Here is a 16672-nt window from a genome sequence, read left to right as displayed (position 1 = left end):
GCATCATTCCTGGCGGAAGGGCAACATTCCCCGTGCCTCCTCGGCATACCCCCTTACCCCTTCCCGCTCCTGCGCCAGGAAATCCTCCACCGCCCGCCGCAACCCGGGGTGCAGCAGGTAATGCCACGACCGCGTCAACACCGGCTCGAACCCGCGTATCAACTTGTGCTCCCCCTGCGCCCCGGCATCGAAACGCTGGTAGCCCTCGGCAATGGCAAAGTCCATGCCCTGGTAGAAACACGTCTCGAAATGCAACCGGTCGAATTCATCCAGGCAGCCCCAGTAACGACCAAACAGGCTGTCGCCCCCCACCAGGCTCAGCGCCATCGCCACATCGCGCCCACCCTGACGCGCCATCACCACCCGCACAGCCTCGGGCATGCGCTCGGCCAGCAGGCTGAAAAATACGCGGGTCAGGTAGGGGGCACGGCGGCGCACCGCATAGGTGTTGGCGTAGCACAGGAAGACGAAATCCCACTGCGCCTCGTCCAGCTCATCGCCACGGTACCAGCGAAAATCAATGCCCTGCCCGGCCACCTGCTCACGCTCCTTGCGCATCTGCTTGCGCTTGCGCGAACTCAGGCTGTCGAGAAAGTCCTGAAAGTCCCTGTAGCCCCGGTTGCGCCAATGGAACTGACACCCAAGGCGCTCCATCCAGCCCGGCAGGCCTGCCAGCTGTGTGTCCAGTGCCGGGTCGGTGAAGTTGATGTGCGCACCGGATAACCCGCCCTTGCCAAGGTACTCGGGCATGGCCTGCAGCATCATCAAACCGTCGGCAGGGTCCGCCGCCAACAGGCGTGGGCCGCTGACCGGGCTGAACGGTACTGCCCCCAGCAGCTTGGGGTAGTAGGCAATACCTGCCCGCTCACAGGCATCGGCCCAACCATGGTCGAAAACGTACTCGCCAAACGAATGCCACTTGCGGTAAGCCGGCAACAACGCCCTCACCTGCCCGTCACGCTCCAGCACCAGGTGCTCGGCAGCCCATCCCGTGCTGCGCTGCACGCTGCCGCTGTCCTCCATCGCACTGAGGAAGGCATGGCGCAGGAACGGTTGGCCTGCGGGCACCAGGGCGTCCCAGGTGGCTGCCGGAAGATCACGCAAATGGGCAAGGCTGTACAGGCTGGTCACGGTTTCGGCTCGCTGTGTGAAGGCCTTCAGTATCCTCAAGGAAGGCCCGGCACTCAAATGACGAACGTCGGGCTGACCCTTTTATTCTCAATTACTTAACCGCAGTGCCACTAATTAGACATTAATCTGTCATTGGCCCCCGCAATACTTGCGCCTGTTTTCCGGAACCTCAGAACCTGTCTAGTCAGGCCCTTTCCGAAGACATGCCAACGCAGGGGCAGGCGCTTGAGCCTCCCCCATTTTTTTCAGTAGGGAGAACCTTATGCGTCTTGTTTCTACACTTACCGGAGTGAGCCTCACCGGCATGATGCTGGCTCTGAGCGCCCCGGCCAGTGCTGCTGTCGACGCCAAGCTGCTCGAAATGCTCCGCGCCAACGGCTCGATCAACCAGGCGCAGTACAACGAACTGCAGGGCGACCTGGCAAAAGAAACCAAGGAAAGGGCCGACCAGAAAGCTCAGTCTGAACGGATGAGCAACTTCGAACAGAAAGTGGCATGGGCCGCCAAGACCCAGATTAAGGGTGATGTGCGCCTGCGTTACGAAGACGTCAACGTTGACAACCCGATCTCCCGCAGCGGCAACCAGGACCGTGAGCGCGTACGTGCCCGTGTCGGCTTCTACAGCGAGATCAACCCGCAGGTTGACGCTGGCGTGCGTGTGGCCACCGGCAGCAGCGCCGATGCCCGTTCGACCAACCAGAGCCTGGACAACTACTTCGAGAAGAAATCGCTGTGGGTCGACCTGGCCTACCTCGACTGGCACCCGACTGCCGTACCTAACCTGCACCTGATTGGCGGCAAGATGATGCAGCCATGGGTGAGCATGGGCGACATCATCTGGGACAGCGACATCAACCCGGAAGGCGTGGCAGCTACCTACAAGACCAACCTCGGCCCGGCCGAAGTGTTCGGCAGCATCGGCCACTACAACCTGAAGGACAACGTCGACGGCGACGGCGTGCAGTTCAAGCACGACGCGCAACTGTACGCGGCCCAGCTGGGTACCAAGTTCAACGCGGCTGACACCGTCAAGGTTACCGTTGGCGGCAGCGTATACGGCTACGACAACGACAAGGCCTCGGCTGCTCTGCGCTCGCTGGGCAACACCACCGACGAGTTCAACCTGGTTGAAGGCTTCGGTCAGGTCGATTTCACCGGTTTCGCCATTCCACTGTCGGCTTACGGCCAGTTCGTCAAGAACACCGAAAGCACCGACGGCAAGGACAAGGCCTGGCTGGCTGGTTTGAAGAGCAAGATCGGCGCCTGGAGCCTGGACTACAACTACCGCGACGTACAGCGTAACGGTGTTGTCAGCCTGTTCACCGACTCCGACTTCGGTAACGGCTTCACCGGTTCCCGTGGCCACAAGTTCAAGGTGGGTTACGAAATCGACAAGAACTTCGCCCTGGGCGCGGCCTACATGATGGCCAAGACCGACTACTCCAATCTGCCGAACAGCGATGCTGATGTAGACACGCTGCAGGTGGACCTGGAAGCCAAGTTCTAAGCACCCCCCTCCTCTGCTTCACCTGAAGCGGGAAATGCCGACCCCATCCGGCGTTTCCCGCTTTTTTTGCCTGTGAGAAATGCGCCGGCCTCTTCGCGGGCTCGCCCGCGAAGAGGCCGGTACAGGCTGACTAAGGATCAGCGCTTGCGCAGAATCACGCTACCAATCGAATACCCTGCACCAAACGAGCTCAATACGCCCAACGACCCCTTGGCCAGGTCGTCCTGATACAGGTGGAAGGCAATCACCGACCCTGCCGAACTCGTATTGGCATAGCGGTCCAGAATCACCGGCGCATCTTCCTCGGCCACTTCACGCCCCAGCAACTTCTTGACGATCAGGTGGTTCATGCTGAGGTTGGCCTGGTGCAGCCAGAAGCGCTTCACATCGCTCGGTTGCAGGCCATTTTCCTGCAGGTGCTCACCGATCAGCTCGGCCACCTTCGGGCACACCTCACGGAACACCTTGCGGCCTTCCTGGATGAACAGCTTGTCTGCGGCGCCCTCGCCCTCTTCCGCTGCCCGGTTGAGGAAGCCGAAGTTGTTGCGGATATTGTTGGAAAACTCGGTCCACAGCTTGGTGCTGACGATGTCGAACTGGTGCGCCGAGGTGGCCTTGTCAGCACGCTCGAGCAACACCGCAGTGGCGGCATCACCGAAAATGAAATGGCTGTCGCGGTCACGGAAGTTCAGGTGCCCGGTGCACACTTCCGGGTTGACCATCAGCACCGCACGCGCCTGGCCCAGGGCCACGCTGTTGGCGGCAGTCTGGATGCCGAAGGTGGCCGACGAGCAGGCGACGTTCATGTCGAAGGCAAAGCCCTGGATGCCCAGCGCCTGTTGCACTTCGATGGCGATGGCCGGGTACGGGCGCTGCAGGTTGGAGCAGGCGACGATCACGCCATCGACATCGGCAGCTGTGCGGCCAGCGCGCTCCAGGGCCTGGCGGGCAGCGGCCACGGCCATTTCGCAGAGCACCGAGGGCTCGTCGTTGGAACGCTCGGGCAGGCGTGGTTTCATGCGCTGCGGGTCGAGGATGCCAGCCTTGTCCATCACGAAGCGGCTCTTGATGCCCGAGGCCTTTTCGATAAAGGCCGCATCGGACAGCGGCGCTGCTTCAACTTCACCGCGCTCGATGGCAGCGGCGTTGTCCTGGTTGAACTGCTGCGACCAGGCGTTGAAGGAAGCCACCAGTTCTTCATTGGAAATGCTCTGGGCCGGGGTGTACAGGCCGGTGCCGCTGATCACGACATTATGCACGGTCGTTCCTCTGGTCAAAGGCCATCGCCACAGGGCGCTGGCTGGGAATATGACAAGTTAGTGGCACTTTAGTACCAATTCAGGGGCGTACGTGCACCCTGTGGGAGCGGGTTCGCCCGCGAAGGGCCGCAACGCGGCCCCAAACTCCCTGAAGTTTGCCACAAATCGGGCAGGTTAGCCTTCCACCTGGCTCCACTGTTTGCTCAATCTTTTGTCGGAAATCGGCACCTTGGTGCCCAACTGCTGGGCAAACAGCGACACCCGGTATTCCTCCAGCCACCAGCGGTACAACGTCAGTTGCTCATCGCGCTTGCCTTCCTGGGCATGCTTGTCGGCACGGGCCTTGTACTGTGCCCACAAATTGGCCAGCTCACCGCTCCATACCCGGTCCTTCTGCACCTGCGAACCCAGCTTCTCCAGGCGCAGCTCCACCGCCTTGAGGTAACGCGGCAGCTCCTTGAACCAAACCCCGGGCGTTTCACGCACAAAGCCCGGGTACACGAGGTTGCCCAGCTGTTGCTTGATGTCGTTCAGCGCCACCGCCTGGGTCAGGTCGATCTTGCCCTTGAAGCGCTTCTGCAGCCCATGCCACAGCTTCAGCACCTCCAGCGTCAGGCGCGCCAGCCGCTCGGCATATTCGGCCCAGTTGCCGCGCTTACGCTCAGCCAGCCCGGCCAAGGCCGCACCATCACGCGGTAACGGCTGTTCGCCTTCAAGGATGCAGCTGTCCAGGCTGGCCAGCAGGATGTCCTCGACCAGTGCCTCGACCCGGCCCATTTCACGGTACAGCAGGCCAAGCTCGGTCAGGCCCGGCAGCTTGCCGCGCAGGTACTTGGCCGGCTCGGCCAGTTGCTGCAACAACAGGCGCTGCAGGGCGCGGCGGTGCTGGAACTCGGCTTCGGCCTGGGTCGAGAAACGCCCTTCGCGCACGCTACCGCCCTCTTCCACCAACGCCGGGTACACGGTCATCGACAGACCGGCAATCTTCTGTTGGGCGGTCTGCTTCACTTCGCTGAAGGCCTTGGCCTGCACCGGCTGCTCGCTCTTTTCAGTGCGCGGCACTGCCAGGGCAGCCTGGCTGGCGGCAGCAAAGCGCGCGGTCAGCTCGGCCAGATCGCGGCCCTCGCCAAGGAACTTGCCCTGGCCGTCGACCACTTCGATGTTCATGCGCAGGTGGCCTTCGACCAGCTGGACCGACTCGTCCCAGGCTTCGTCGGACACCCGCGCACCGGTCATGCGCAGCAGCTCCTGGCCCAAAGCCTGCGGCAGTGCGCCCTGACCGAAGGTCATACGCGCCAGCGAAGCCTTGACGAAGTCCGGCACCGGCACGAAGTTCTTGCGCAGGGCCTTGGGCAGGTTGCGTATCAGCGCCACGCACTTGGCTTCCAGCAGGCCTGGCACCAGCCATTCCAGGCGCTCGCCGGGCAGGCTTGGCAGCAACGGTGCCGGCACCCGCACGGTCACGCCGTCACGCGGGTGGCCGGGTTCAAAGTGGTAGCTCAGCGGCAGGCGCAGCTCGCCGACCTGCATGCTGTCGGGGTACTGCGCGGCAGTGACTTCGCTAGCCTGGCGGGCCAGCACGTCTTCCTCACGCATGATCAGCAGGTTGGCATCCTTCTGGCTGCCCATGCGGTACCAGCTGTCGAAGGTCGCGGTCTGGTGGATTTCCGCCGGCAGGCGCGCTTCGTAGAAGGCGTACAGCGTTTCCTCGTCAGCCAAGATGTCACGCCGGCGGGCCTTGGCCTCCAGCTCGTCGAGTTCTTCGAGCAGGCGTTTGTTGGCCGCCAGGCACTTGGCCCGCGACTGTATTTCGCCACCCACCAAGCCCTCGCGGATGAACAGCTCACGCGAAGTGACCGGGTCGATCGGGCCGAAATGCACCGGGCGGCGGCCGACCAGAATCAGGCCGTACAGGGTGATCTGCTCATAAGCCACCACCTGCCCGCGCTTCTTCTCCCAGTGTGGTTCGAAGTGGTTTTTCTTGACCAAATGGCCGGCCAGCGGCTCGATCCAGTCCGGCTCGATCTTGGCGACCATGCGCGCATACAGCTTGGTGGTCTCGACCAGTTCCGCGGCCATGACCCACTGCGGTCGCTTGCGCCCCAGGCCCGAAGACGGGTGCACCCAGAAACGCCGTTGACGCGCCCCCTGGTAGTCGCCCTCTTCGGTCTTCTGGCCGATCTGGCTGAGCAGGCCGCTGAGGATGGCCTTGTGCATCTTCTGGTAGTCGGACGGTTCCTTGTTCACCGTCAACTGCAGGTCACGGCAGATCAGCGCCAGCTGGCGGTGGGCATCGCGCCACTCGCGCAGGCGCAAGTAATTCAGGAAATGCTTGCGGCACCAGTTGCGCAGCGGGTTGGCCGTCAGCGCCTGGCGTTGCTCTTCAAAGCCGCGCCACAGGTTGACCAGCGCGGCGAAGTCGGAGTCCACGTCCTTCCATTGCGCATGAGCCTGATCGGCCGCCTGCTGACGCTCCGGTGGGCGCTCGCGCGGGTCTTGCACCGACAGTGCGCTGGTAACGATCAGCACTTCCTGCAGGCTGCCCAGTCGGGCGCCTTCGAGCAGCATGCGGCCCAGCCGCGGGTCGATGGGCAGGCGCGCCAGTTGGCGGCCAATCGGGGTCAGCTGGTTTTCGCGGTTGACCGCCGACAGTTCCTGCAACAGGTTGAAGCCATCGCTGATGGCCTTGCCATCCGGCGGCTCGATGAACGGGAACGCATCGATCGCGCCCAGGCGCAGGTGCAACATCTGCAGGATCACCGCCGCCAGGTTGGTGCGCAGAATCTCCGGGTCGGTAAACGCCGGCCGGCTGTTGAAGTCCTCTTCGCTGTACAGGCGTACGCAAATGCCCGGCTCGACCCGGCCGCAACGGCCTTTACGCTGGTTGGCACTGGCTTGGGACACAGCTTCGATGGGCAGGCGCTGCACTTTGGCGCGGTAGCTGTAGCGGCTGATGCGTGCGGTGCCGGTGTCGATCACGTAGCGGATGCCCGGCACGGTCAGCGAGGTTTCGGCCACGTTGGTGGCCAGCACCACACGGCGCCCGGTGTGCGGCTGGAAGATACGCTGTTGCTCGGCCGGCGACAGGCGTGCGTACAGCGGCAAAATCTCGGTGTGGCGCAACTGCGCCTTGCGCAGAATTTCAGCGGCATCGCGGATTTCCCGCTCGCCGGGCAAGAAGATCAACACATCGCCCGGGCCTTTGCCTTCACTGCGTTCGTGGTGCGCCAGCTCGTCCAGGGTGGCGAGGATGGCCTGGTCGACGGTGAGGTCGTCCTCGATCTGGTTGCCTTCCTCGTCCTGCTCGCTGGTGAGCGGGCGGTACCAGGTTTCCACCGGGAAGGTACGCCCGGACACCTCGATAATTGGCGCGCCATCGAAGTGTTTGGAAAAGCGTTCCAGATCGATGGTGGCCGACGTGATGATCAGTTTCAGGTCCGGCCGGCGATGCAGCAGTGTCTTCAGGTAGCCGAGCAGGAAGTCGATGTTCAGGCTGCGTTCATGGGCTTCGTCGACGATGATCGTGTCGTAGCGCTCAAGAAAGCGGTCGTGCTGGGTTTCGGCCAGCAGGATGCCATCGGTCATGAGTTTGACCAAGGTATTGGCATCGCTCTGGTCTTCGAAACGTACCTGGTAACCGACCAGCCCGCCCAGCGGCGTGCCCAGTTCTTCGGCAACCCGCGCTGCCACGCTGCGCGCGGCGATCCGGCGTGGCTGGGTGTGGGCGATCAGGCCATGGCTGCCACGGCCCAGTTCCAGGCAAATCTTCGGCAGCTGGGTGGTCTTGCCCGAACCGGTTTCGCCGGCGATCACCAGCACCTGGTTTTCGGCCAGGGCCTTCTTGATTTCGTCACGCTTGGCGGCGATCGGCAGGTTGTCGTCGTAGCGCACGGTCGGCACGCTCTGCTGACGTGAAGTGACCTGGGCGCAGGACGCCTGGACCTTTTCCACCCACTGCGAAAGCTTCGCTTCGTCGGGGCGCTTGCGCAGTTCGTGCAGTTGCCGGCGCAGACGATGGCGGTCGGCAATCATGGCGTGGTCGAGGTTTTGCAACAGTTTGTCGATGGCGTGGTCAGTCATGGGGCTTTTTAGTGATGCAGGTGAGCCTGCTTTTTCATGATCAGCATTCGGAAAGTTGGGCGATTGTCGCAGATTTGCCGGTTTTCTGCTGCCTGTACCGGCCTCTTCGCGGGCTTGCCCGCTCCCACAGGGATCGCATCAGGGCTCAGACCTGTGGGCTCCCTGTGGGAGCGGGTGCGCCCGCGAAGAGGCCAGTGGCAGCCGCACAAATGTTTAGCCATGTGCGATGTAAAGGTTGCCATTCACTGCTTTAATCAACCTTACGCCGCATGTGAGTATCAAAAGCATGACTCCCGCCCAGCCCATCGCCCCACCGTCTTCCCGCCCTTCGCTACCGAAGGCCCGGAGCCGTGCCGGGGAAAATCCGCTGGTGCACATCATCCTCGCCTTCTGGGCACTGTGGCACTGCCGCCACGCGCGCCCACCGGACTGCTCGCTCACGCCTTTGTGACCAAACCCGGCCATCGTCTGGCCGTTTGACTCAACTGGACCGCGCGTTTTGCGCGAATGTCCTGTGCGCTTGTGAGCGAATTCATCATGCACTTTGCACCTGTAGAGCAGGCTACCCGTTTCCTGGCTGAAAACCCCGATGTCGAGTTGTTCGAGCTGTTCATCCTCGACGCCAACGGCGTACCACGCGGCAAGCTGCTGCACCGTGATGAACTGTTGGCCGTGTACCAGACCGGCCGGCCGCTGCCCAGCACTATCCTTGGCCTGACCCTGAACGGCGACGACGTTGAAAACTCGGGCCTGGTGTGGGACGTGGGCGACATCGACTGCCGCGCCTACCCACTCGAAGGCAGCCTGGTGCGTCTGCCCTGGCGCCGGGTGCCGACCGCCGCAGTGCAGGTCAGCATGCACCCCAGCGAAGGCCTGCCAGCCAGCATCGCCGACCCGCGCCATGTGCTGCTACGCACCATCGAGGCGCTAAAAGCCGACGGTTACCGCCCGGTAATGGCCTGCGAACTGGAGTTCTACCTGCTCGACCAGGAGCGTGACGCCCAGGGCCGCCCGCAACCGGCACTGGACAATGATGGCGGCCGCCCGCGCAGCACCCAGGTCTATGGCCTGCGTGAACTGGAACAGATCGAACCCTTCCTCGCCGACCTGTACGCCGCCTGCAAGGCGCAGGGCATCCCGGCGCGTACTGCGATTTCCGAGTACGCCCCCGGCCAGGTGGAAATTACCCTCGAACACGGCGACGCCCTGCAGGCAATGGACCAGGCCGTGCGCTACAAGCGCCTGGTTAAAGGCGTGGCCCACGCCCACGGCATGCAGGCCTGCTTCATGGCCAAGCCGTTTGCCAACCTGGCCGGCACCGGCATGCACATGCACCTGAGCCTGGCCGACAGCACGGGCAACAACCTGTTCGCCAGCGAAGACAAGGCCGGCACCCCGCTGCTGCGCCAGGCCGTGGCGGGCATGCTGCGCCACCTGCGCGACTCGCTGCTGCTGTTTTGCCCCAATGCCAACTCGTTCCGCCGCTTCCAGGCCAACAGCTATGCGCCGCTGGCGCCGACCTGGGGCGTGGACAACCGCACCGTAAGCCTGCGCGTGCCCGGCGGCCCGGCCAACAGCCGGCATGTAGAGCACCGCATTTGCGGCGCCGACGCCAACCCTTACCTGGCTGCCGCAGCGATCCTCGCTGCCAGCCATCGCGGCATCCGCGAACAGCTGGACCCAGGCGCACCGGTGGAAGGCAACGGCTATGCCCAGGCCACCGAGCACCTGCCCACCGACTGGCTGACCGCCCTCGATGCCCTGCAGCATTCCCATTGGGCTCGCGAAGCCTTGGGCGACGACTTCCTTGGCGTGTACCTGAAGGTAAAGCGTGCCGAGTACCGCCAGTTCATGGCCGAAGTCAGCGAGCAGGACTGGCGCTGGTACCTGCACCAGGCCTGAGCCCCTACCTAACAAGGAACACCCATGAACGCAGCATTGAACAAAGGCCCGGCGCAGCGTGCGCCGTCCTATTACACCGCCTCCCTCAACGACCACACCGAGTACCCGCAACTCAAGGGCACGGTGCAGGTGGATGTGGCCATCATCGGCGGAGGCTTTACCGGCGTGGCCACGGCGGTGGAGCTGGCCGAGCGTGGCCTGAAGGTGGCCATCGTCGAAACCAACCGCATCGGCTGGGGTGCCAGCGGGCGCAATGGTGGCCAGGTCACCGGCAGCCTGTCGGGTGATGAGGCCATGCGCTCGCAGATGCGCAACCACCTGGGTGGCGAAGTCGACGACTTCATCTGGCACCTGCGCTGGCGCGGACATCAGGTGATCGAGCAGCGCGTGGCGCGCTATGGCATCGACTGCGACCTCAAGCGCGGCCACCTGCATGCGGCAATGAAACCTTCGCACATGGACGAACTGCGCGCCTTCGAGGCCGAGGCCCGCCGCCGTGGCATGGGCGAGCAGGTGCAATTGCTGGACCGTGCGGCAGTGGCCGATCACCTGCAAAGCCCGCTGTACCTGGGCGCACTGAAAAACCTGCGCAACCTGCACCTGCACCCGCTCAACCTGTGCCTGGGTGAAGCCCGTGCGGCCTACAGCCTGGGTGCACTGATCTTCGAGAATTCCGAGGTGCTGGACATCGTTCACGGCCCGCGCCCGGCAGTGGTCACTGCCCATGGCCGGGTCGAAGCGCGCCAGGTAATGCTGGCCGGTGATGTGTATCACAAGCTGGAAAAGCGCCAGCTCAAAGGTAAGATATTCCCGGCCATGGGCGGCATCGTCACCACCGCGCCGCTGGGTGAGCTGGCCGAGCAGATCAACCCGCAGGACCTGGCGGTATACGACTGCCGCTTCGTGCTCGACTACTACCGCCTGACCGCCGACAAACGCCTGCTGTTTGGTGGCGGCGCCAATTACTCGGGCAAGGACTCACGCGACATCGAAGGCGAACTGCGCCCGTGCATCGAACGCACCTTCCCGGCGCTCAAGGGCGTGCCGATCGAGTTCCAGTGGAGCTGTGCCATGGGCATCGTGGTCAACCGCATTCCGCAGTTGGGCAAGCTGTCGGACAACGTGTGGTATTGCCAGGGTTACTCGGGGCATGGCATTGCCACCAGCCACATCATGGGCGAGATCATGGCCGAGGCGTTGACCGGGACGCTGGAGAAGTTCGACACTTTCGCGCAGTGCAAGCATGTGCGGGTGCCGATGGGGGACTTGCTGGGGAACCCGCTGCTGGCGGCGGGGATGTGGTACTACCAGTTGCTTGAGAAACTGCGCTGAAGCATTCGCGGGCACGCCCGCTCCCACAGTTACAGCGCAGCCCTCTGGCTCAGCGCGATACCTGTGGGAGCGGGCGTGCCCGCGAAGAGACCAGTGAGGTCTATCAGGCGATCTTCTTCAGGCCCTGCTTCTTCAGCTCTTCATCACGCAGCTCGCGACGCAGGATCTTGCCCACGTTGGTAGTTGGCAACGAATCACGGAATTCGATCTGGCGCGGTACCTTGTAGCCGGTAACGTTGGCACGCATGTGCTCCATCACCTGCTCCTTGGTCAGGGTCATGCCCGGCTTGACCACGATGAACACCTTGATCACTTCACCCGACTTCTCGTCCGGCACGCCAATGGCAGCGCACTGCAACACGCCCGGCAAGGCCGCCAGCACATCTTCCAGTTCGTTGGGGTACACGTTGAAGCCCGAGACCAGGATCATGTCCTTCTTGCGATCGACAATGCGCATGTAGCCGTCCGCCTGGATCAGGGCGATGTCACCGGTTTTCAGCCAGCCTTCGCTGTCGAGGATTTCGGCGGTGGCGTCTTCGCGCTGCCAGTAGCCCTTCATCACCTGCGGGCCCTTGACGCACAGCTCGCCCACTTCACCCAAAGGCAACTCGTTGCCGGCGTCGTCGATGATCTTGCACAGGGTCGAAGGCACCGGAATACCGATGGTACCCACCTGGTTGGCCTCTGCCGGGTTCACCGCCGCCACCGGGCTGGTTTCGGTCATGCCGTAACCTTCGCAGATGGCGCAGCCGGTAACGGCCTTCCAGCGTTCGGCCACGCTCAGTTGCAAGGCCATGCCGCCCGACAGGGTGATTTTCAGCGCTGAAAAGTCCAGGGCGCGGAACGCCTCGTTGTTGCACAGGGCAACGAACAGGGTGTTGAGGCCGACAAAGCCGCTGAACTTCCACTTGCCCAGTTCCTTGACCATGGCCGGCAGGTCACGCGGGTTGCTGATCAGCACGTTGTGGTTGCCGATCAGCATCATCGCCATGCAATGGAAGGTAAAGGCATAGATGTGGTACAGCGGCAGCGGCGTGATAAGGATTTCGCAGCCTTCGTGCAGGTTGGAGCCCATCAGCGCCCGGCACTGCAGCATGTTGGCCACCAGGTTGCGGTGGGTCAGCATCGCCCCCTTCGCCACGCCCGTGGTGCCGCCGGTGTACTGCAGCACCGCCACGTCGTTGGCCTGCGGGTTGGCCTCGGTTACCGGCTGGCCCTTGCCCAATGCCAACGCGTCGTTGAAGCGTATGGCACGCGGCAGGTTGTAGGCCGGTACCATCTTCTTCACGTACTTGATCACGCTGTTGATCAGCAAGCGCTTGAGCGGCGGCAGCAGGTCGGCCACTTCGGTGACGATAACGTGCCTGACCTGGGTCTTGGGCACCACCTTTTCAGCCAGGTGGGCCATGTTGGCCAGACACACCAGGGCCTTGGCGCCGGAGTCGTTGAACTGGTGTTCCATCTCCCGCACGGTGTACAGCGGGTTGGTGTTGACCACGATCAGCCCGGCACGCATGGCACCGAATACCGCGACCGGGTATTGCAGGACATTGGGCAGTTGCACGGCAATGCGGTCACCCGGCTTGAGGTCGGTGTGCTGCTGCAGCCAGGCCGCAAACGCCCCCGACAGCGCATACAACTCGCCATAAGTGATAGTCTTGCCCAGGTTGCTAAAGGCCGGTTTGTCGGCAAAGCGTTGGCAGGATTGCTTGAGTACTGCCTGGATATTGGGGAATTCGTCAGGATTGATTTCCGCCGTAATCCCGGCTGGGTACTTATCCTTCCAAAAATGTTCGATCATGGAAGCCCACTCCTTCAGCAACAGCGAAGTTCGATTGGCGCGTCGATGCGCTTATTATTGATATGAGACGGCGGTTCGTTGCAAACCGGATCGTCTGAAAGCGGGCCGAGAGTAACAGCTTTGCCTGGGGTCGCCTAGAGGCCAAAACAGGCCTTACAGTCACAAAAATGACTCAATGAACAATACAAGTCATTTTTAGAGTTTTTAACCAAAATGTCGCAGATCAGGCTGTAACAAGCCGGTTAGAGCCGTTTAAAGGCATTCGCGGGCAAGCCCGCGAAGCAGCCAACCCGGCATTAAGCGATGTCGCGCAGCTCCCGCCGCAAGATCTTGCCCACCGGCGTCATCGGCAACGACTCGCGCAGCACAATGTGCTTGGGCACCTTGTAGCCGGTAAAGTTGGCCTTGCAGTAGGCCTTGAGCTCATCCACGCTCAGCCCCCCCTCACGCGGCACCACGAACAGCTTCACCGCCTCGCCGGAACGCTCGTCCGGCACGCCGATGGCTGCACAGTTGGCGACCTTGGGGTGGCCCATCACCACATCCTCGATCTCGTTGGGGTAAACGTTGAAGCCCGAGACGATGATCATGTCCTTCTTGCGGTCGACAATGCGGGTAAAACCGTCCGGGTCGATCACCGCAATATCACCGGTCTTGAACCAGCCGTCCGTATCCAGGGCCTGGGCCGTGGCCTCGGGCTGCTGCCAGTAGCCCTTCATCACCTGCGGGCCCTTGATGCACAACTCGCCCCGCTCGCCCAGCGGCATCTCGTTGCCGTCATCGTCGATCACCTTGAATGCGGTACCCGCCACCGGGATGCCCACCGTGCCCAGTCGGGCAAGCTTGCCATAGGGGTTGGTGCTGGCCACCGGCGAGGTTTCGGTCAGGCCGTAGCCCTCGACGATGCGGCATCCGGTAAGCGCTTCCCAGCGCTCGGCAGTGGCCTTGACCAGCGCAGTGCCGCCGGAGTTGGTGACCTTCAGCGCCGAGAAGTCCAGCTGACGGAACCCCGGGTGATCCATCAGCGCAACGAACAGGGTATTCAGCCCCAGCAGTGCGGAGAAACGCCACTTGCCCAGCTCCTTGATGAAGCCCGGGATATCCCGTGGGTTGGTAATCAGCACGTTGTGGTTACCGGTGACCATCATGCACATGCAGTTCGCGGTAAAGGCATAGATGTGGTACAGCGGCAGCGGCGCGATCATCACCTCTTGCCCGTCCTTGAGCAGCTTTTGCCCGTCGGGGCCGTGCTGCGAGAAGCAGGCCAGCACCTGCAGCATGTTGGCCACCAAGTTGCCGTGGGTGAGCATCGCGCCTTTGGCCAAGCCGGTAGTACCGCCGGTGTATTGCAGCACGGCGATGTCGTCCAGGCTCAGCGGCACCGGTTTGGGTGACAGCTCGCGCCCTTGGCGCAGCACCTGTTTGAACGATACCGCCTGGGGCAAGTGATAGGCCGGCACCATCTTCTTCACTTTGTCGACCACGGTGTTGATCAGCCAGCCTTTGGCGGTGGGCAGCAGGTCGCCCATCTTCGCCTCGATCAGGTATTCGATGCCGGTATCGGGCAACACCTCCTGCACACGCTTGCCAAACATGTTCAGGTACACCAGTGCGCGCGCGCCGCTGTCCTTGAACTGGTGGCGCATTTCGCGCTCGGTGTACAGCGGGTTGGTGTTGACCACGATCAGGCCGGCGCGCATGGCACCGAAGACGGCGATGGGATACTGCAGCACGTTGGGCATCTGCACCGCGATGCGGTCACCCGGTTTGAGGTCGGTGTGCTGCTGCAACCAGCCGGCGAAGGCGGCTGAATGGCGCTCCAGCTCGGCGTAAGTCAGGGTCACCCCCAGGTTGCTGAACGCCGGGCGGTCGGCAAAGCGCTTGCAGCAGCGCTCGAACACCTCGACGACCGAGGTGTATGCATTGATGTCGATGGTGGAAGGCACGCCCGCCGGGCGCTTGTCATTCCAGAAGTCGGCTTGCATTTATTATTGTTCCTCTGCCTGGACCTGCACTGCGTCCTTTAGTCCATTACCTGATCGCCAGCCGGCGAACAGGCGTTGATCCGACGTTAACAGGTAAGTCCAAGGTGGCATATACGCCAAGTGCCGCCATTAACATTGTGAATCTTATTTGTGCCCTTCCTGCAATCCGGCCGGTTGTGCATACACTGTTCGGGTACCTGTGCGCACAAGGACCCGCCATGCCTCACGACGCCTTCTGGCTACCCGCCAGCGAGCACTGCAGCCTGTATGTGCACCAATGGCTGCCGGCCAAACCGGCGAAAGCCGTGGTGCTGCTGGCCCATGGCATGGCCGAGCATGCCGGGCGCTACCAACGCCTGGGGCAGGCCTTGAGCGAGGCCGGCTTTGCCCTGTTCGCGGCCGACCAGCGCGGTCACGGGCGCACTGCCGAACAGGGCAACCTCGGCCTGTTCGCCCGCCATCATGGCTGGAATGCCGTGGTCAACGACCTCGGCCGGGTGGCCCAGCACATCGGTCAGCAATACCCGTGCACACCGCTGTTCCTGTTCGGCCACAGCATGGGCAGCTACATCGCCCAGGCCTACCTGCTGCACCACAGTGCCAGCCTGCACGGGGCCATCCTGAGTGGCTCCAACTACCAGCCGGCGACGCTTTACCGCGTGGCCCGGCAGATTGCCCGGCTGGAAGCCTGGCGTCAGGGGCCGTTGGGCAAAAGTGCACTGATCGAATGGTTGTCGTTCGGCTCGTTCAACAAGGCTTTCAAGCCCAACCGCACGGCATTCGACTGGCTCAGCCGCGACCCGGCCGAAGTCGACCTGTACGTCAAAGACCCGTTGTGCGGCTTTCGTTGCAGCAACCAGCTGTGGCTCGACCTGTTGCAAGGCTTGGCGCAGATCAGCCAGCCGAGTAACCTCGCGCAGATCGATCCGAACTTGCCGATGCTGGTGATCGGTGGTGAATGTGATCCGGTCAGTGCCGGCAAGCGTCTCACCCATCTGGCCGACGCCCTGCGCGCGACCGGCAATCGACATGTACAGCTGCGCGTCTATCCTGAGGCGCGGCACGAAGTGCTCAACGAAACCAACCGTGACGAGGTCACCGCCGATATTCTCGGCTGGCTTGAACAGGCGCTGGCCCTCGGCCGCCCTGTGCGCAGTGAATGATAGCCGCCCTCGCCCACCGCTTAAGGAAGCCCCGATGTCCCAGGTCACCAACACGCCTTACGAAGCCCTCGAAGTCGGCCAGAAGGCCGAATACAAGAAGTCTGTTGAAGAGCGCGACATCCAGCTGTTCGCCGCCATGTCCGGCGACCACAACCCGGTGCACCTGGACGCCGAGTTCGCCGCCAAGAGCATGTTCCGCGAGCGCATTGCCCATGGCATGTTCAGCGGCGCATTGATCAGTGCAGCAGTGGCCTGCACCCTGCCCGGCCCTGGCACCATCTACCTGGGCCAGAAAATGAGCTTCCAGAAGCCGGTGAAAATTGGCGACACCCTGACCGTGCGCCTGGAAATTCTTGAGAAGCTGCCGAAGTTCAAGGTGCGTATCGCCACCAATGTGTACAACCAGAACGATGAGCTGGTGGTCGAGGGTGAGGCCGAGATTCTGGCACCGCGCAAACAGCAGACTGTCGAGCTGGTGTCGCCGCCGAACTTTGTGGCCAGCTGAAGGTTGA

At 62.7% G+C, this 16672-nt stretch carries 10 protein-coding genes; 5 read left to right on the top strand and 5 right to left on the bottom strand.

The features are described 5' to 3' along the window. Window positions 1–3 precede the first annotated feature (3 nt). Entirely contained in the window at window positions 4–1131 is a 1128-nt protein-coding gene (locus tag ACF8R4_RS19285) for a GNAT family N-acetyltransferase (RefSeq protein ID WP_392493225.1), read from the bottom strand. A gap of 262 nt (window positions 1132–1393) precedes the next feature. Between ACF8R4_RS19285 and ACF8R4_RS19280 the strand changes: the two genes are divergently transcribed. Beyond that, the gene (locus ACF8R4_RS19280; RefSeq protein WP_016711900.1) at window positions 1394–2638 is read left to right on the top strand and encodes a putative porin; all 1245 of its coding nucleotides are present in this window, start codon (window positions 1394–1396) and stop codon (window positions 2636–2638) included. A gap of 137 nt (window positions 2639–2775) precedes the next feature. Here ACF8R4_RS19280 and ACF8R4_RS19275 read toward each other — a convergent pair whose 3' ends face one another. Together ACF8R4_RS19275 and hrpA are read right to left on the bottom strand one after the other, a co-directional pair. Beyond that, the gene (locus ACF8R4_RS19275; RefSeq protein WP_019099150.1) at window positions 2776–3897 is read right to left on the bottom strand and encodes a beta-ketoacyl-ACP synthase III; all 1122 of its coding nucleotides are present in this window, start codon (window positions 3895–3897) and stop codon (window positions 2776–2778) included. 174 nt (window positions 3898–4071) lie between these two features. Next, complete coding sequence (gene hrpA, locus ACF8R4_RS19270) at window positions 4072–7977, bottom strand: ATP-dependent RNA helicase HrpA (RefSeq protein ID WP_104835362.1); 3906 nt, start codon at window positions 7975–7977, stop codon at window positions 4072–4074. 537 nt (window positions 7978–8514) lie between these two features. Between hrpA and ACF8R4_RS19265 the strand changes: the two genes are divergently transcribed. Further along, window positions 8515–9879 carry a glutamine synthetase family protein gene (locus tag ACF8R4_RS19265; RefSeq protein WP_104835481.1) on the top strand — a complete coding sequence of 455 codons (1365 nt, stop codon included), beginning with the start codon at window positions 8515–8517 and terminating at the stop codon, window positions 9877–9879. Between the two features lie 24 nt (window positions 9880–9903). Beyond that, window positions 9904–11211: an NAD(P)/FAD-dependent oxidoreductase gene (locus tag ACF8R4_RS19260; RefSeq protein WP_392493222.1), complete on the top strand. Its 1308-nt coding sequence runs from the start codon at window positions 9904–9906 to the stop codon at window positions 11209–11211. A gap of 103 nt (window positions 11212–11314) precedes the next feature. Here the strand turns inward: ACF8R4_RS19260 and fadD1 are convergent, their stop codons facing one another. Beyond that, window positions 11315–13012 carry a long-chain-fatty-acid--CoA ligase FadD1 gene (fadD1, locus tag ACF8R4_RS19255; RefSeq protein ID WP_060498696.1) on the bottom strand — a complete coding sequence of 566 codons (1698 nt, stop codon included), beginning with the start codon at window positions 13010–13012 and terminating at the stop codon, window positions 11315–11317. Between the two features lie 296 nt (window positions 13013–13308). After that, window positions 13309–14997: a long-chain-fatty-acid--CoA ligase FadD2 gene (gene fadD2, locus ACF8R4_RS19250; protein ID WP_164524222.1), complete on the bottom strand. Its 1689-nt coding sequence runs from the start codon at window positions 14995–14997 to the stop codon at window positions 13309–13311. 218 nt (window positions 14998–15215) lie between these two features. Between fadD2 and ACF8R4_RS19245 the strand changes: the two genes are divergently transcribed. Both ACF8R4_RS19245 and ACF8R4_RS19240 read left to right on the top strand, forming a co-directional pair. Next, entirely contained in the window at window positions 15216–16160 is a 945-nt protein-coding gene (locus ACF8R4_RS19245) for an alpha/beta hydrolase (protein ID WP_164524221.1), read from the top strand. Window positions 16161–16194: 34 nt separating this feature from the next. Further along, window positions 16195–16665, top strand: a complete 471-nt coding sequence (locus ACF8R4_RS19240) for a MaoC family dehydratase (protein WP_051099445.1) — start codon at window positions 16195–16197, stop codon at window positions 16663–16665. The last annotated feature ends 7 nt before the right edge of the window (window positions 16666–16672 follow it).

Origin of the sequence: Pseudomonas sp. FYR_2 (assembly GCF_043106425.1) — a bacterium.
In the GTDB taxonomy this organism is placed as follows: Bacteria; Pseudomonadota; Gammaproteobacteria; order Pseudomonadales; family Pseudomonadaceae; genus Aquipseudomonas; species Aquipseudomonas monteilii.
This window is presented reverse-complemented; position numbering and strand designations above follow the sequence as displayed.